The organism is Asaia sp. SF2.1 (assembly GCF_000505765.1).
Classification (GTDB): domain Bacteria; phylum Pseudomonadota; class Alphaproteobacteria; order Acetobacterales; family Acetobacteraceae; genus Asaia; species Asaia bogorensis.
Map to the genome: position 1 here is coordinate 131879 of NZ_AYXS01000034.1, position 2019 is coordinate 133897.

The window sequence follows — 2019 nt, forward strand, 5'->3', positions numbered from 1 at the left end:
CATCACATGAGCTTGCGGAAGGATATCTGGCGGACCGGCATCTTGCGGGCCCCGCTTGCGACGTTGCTCGAAAACCCCGACTGGACAGATATTCCCTGCCACTTTCTGCCGGACATGCCGCGTGACTTCCAGTTTCGCGCCGACCCGTTCGGGGTGTGGCACGAGGGCAGGCTGCACGTTTTTGTCGAGATCTATGACTACCGCAACCGCATTGGCGAGATTGAGGTGCTCATCTACGACCAAGAGTATCGGCTTCTCAGCCAGCAGATCGTGCTGCGTGAACCCTGGCATCTTTCTTACCCGCAGATCATCGAGGCGGAGGGCGCGTTCTGGATGCTCCCCGAGGCGCATCGCTCGGGAACACAGACACTCTATCGTGCCACGCGCTTTCCCGATCAGTGGGAGCCCGTCTGCCAGATCGATCTGGGTGGCGAAGTCGCGGTTGATGCCACGCTCTGCTTCCATGACGATCTCTGGTGGATGATATACACCCCTGTCGAAGCCGCCAAGAAAGCCCCAAGCCGTCTGCATGTCGCCTATGCCAAAAGCCTGACGGGCCCCTGGACGCGTCATGGTCAGAACCCGATACGCCTCGATCCTTCCAGCGCACGGGCGGGAGGCACGCCGGTCATGATTGATGGAAAGCTCATGCTGCCGGTTCAGGATTGCGCGCATACCTATGGTGGCGCCATCCGTGCCCTCTGGTTCGATGTGCTCACCTCCGAGCGCGTTGTAACCCGCAGTGGGCCAGCCTTGCCCATGCAGTCGGTTTACGCACCCTATGATGAAGGCATGCACACCCTGTCTGCAGCAGGCGATGTCACGCTGTTCGATATCAAGCGAACAGTTCTGTCGCCGCATGGCCTCATGATCGAGGCCGGACGCGAACTGCGCAAACTGCGCAAGCGCTTGGGTCTGGCCTGATTCATCTCCTCCCGTCCCGAGGGTGAGGCGCGCATGGTATGAGCGCCTCTTTGACGGCCCGTGCGGAGTCAGAGGTGCTGGTCGTTCCATACCGGCTATACCGACCGGGAGGCTGTCGTCAGGGGTGATATTCTGCGGTGCCGTGCCCGCAGGATACTGGCAGCGCGGTTCGCGCTAGTTCCGACGACCCGAGCGGTGGCCATTCAGCCAGGGCGGCGCCATATCACCGGCCATGATGCAGCCGACAGGATCGATATAATCCTCGATATCCGCTAGATCATAACGCCTGATCTGCTCGACGACACTTGCAGCCCGTTTGTAGCTCGATGGGAGCTCGGATACATCGATCCTCCCCCCGAAAAACCGGACATCCAGCCCCTGTGTCTCGGCGGCAAGCAGCGCTTCCGGGGTTGCATCACCCATGCGGCGGCGATGCTCGGTGCGTGACATGTTACGGCCCGCACCATGGGGCGCAAAGCCCAGAGCGTGACCAGCATCGCGCCCCCGTGCGACCAGAACCGGCTCGGCCATGTTGAGCGGGATCAGCACCTTGCCTGTCGCATCGCTGGCATAGCTGCCCCAGGCCGGGGTTGCCCCCTTGCCGTGATGGTACAGCCCGTCTCGCTCGAACACGAAATTATGCTCGTTCCAGAAACGCTCTGCCGGCGTGGCGCGCAGGCTTTCTGTTACCGCCTGATGGATGGCGTTATGGTTGGCCTTGGTCCAGCGGCGTATGATCTGTAGCGCCTCCCAGTAATCGCGCCCTTCATCACTATCCGCAGGGATCCAGGCATTCTGCCGCAATGTCTCGGGCGACAGGCGACGCCTCCAGCGTTCAGCGACCTCCACGCCGGCACGGTAGAGCTGGGCACCTGGCCCGCGTGACCCGTGATGCGTCACAATGGCGGTATGACCTGTCGCACGGGACCGCCCCACAAACAGGAAGTGATTGCCATCCCCCTGCGTACCCATATGAGACTGCGCCGTGTGCAGCATTTTCTGGTGGCTGAGGAACGGATTGGCCCTGAACGCATCAAGCAGATCGAGCGAGAGCGTGAAGCGTCGCCCCTGATCGCGCCCGCCCGCCCCGAAATG

At 61.8% G+C, this 2019-nt stretch carries 2 protein-coding genes; one reads left to right on the forward strand and one right to left on the reverse strand.

Going from position 1 to position 2019, the window contains the following annotated elements; genetic code table 11:
- Positions 1-924 (forward strand): formyl transferase (locus P792_RS31815; RefSeq protein ID WP_235075493.1); only part of this gene is annotated, 924 nt, incomplete at its 5' end.
- Positions 925-1098: 174 nt separating this feature from the next.
- Here the strand turns inward: P792_RS31815 and P792_RS31820 are convergent.
- A partial coding sequence (locus P792_RS31820; protein ID WP_035440218.1) for an RtcB family protein occupies positions 1099-2019 on the reverse strand: 921 nt, incomplete at its 5' end.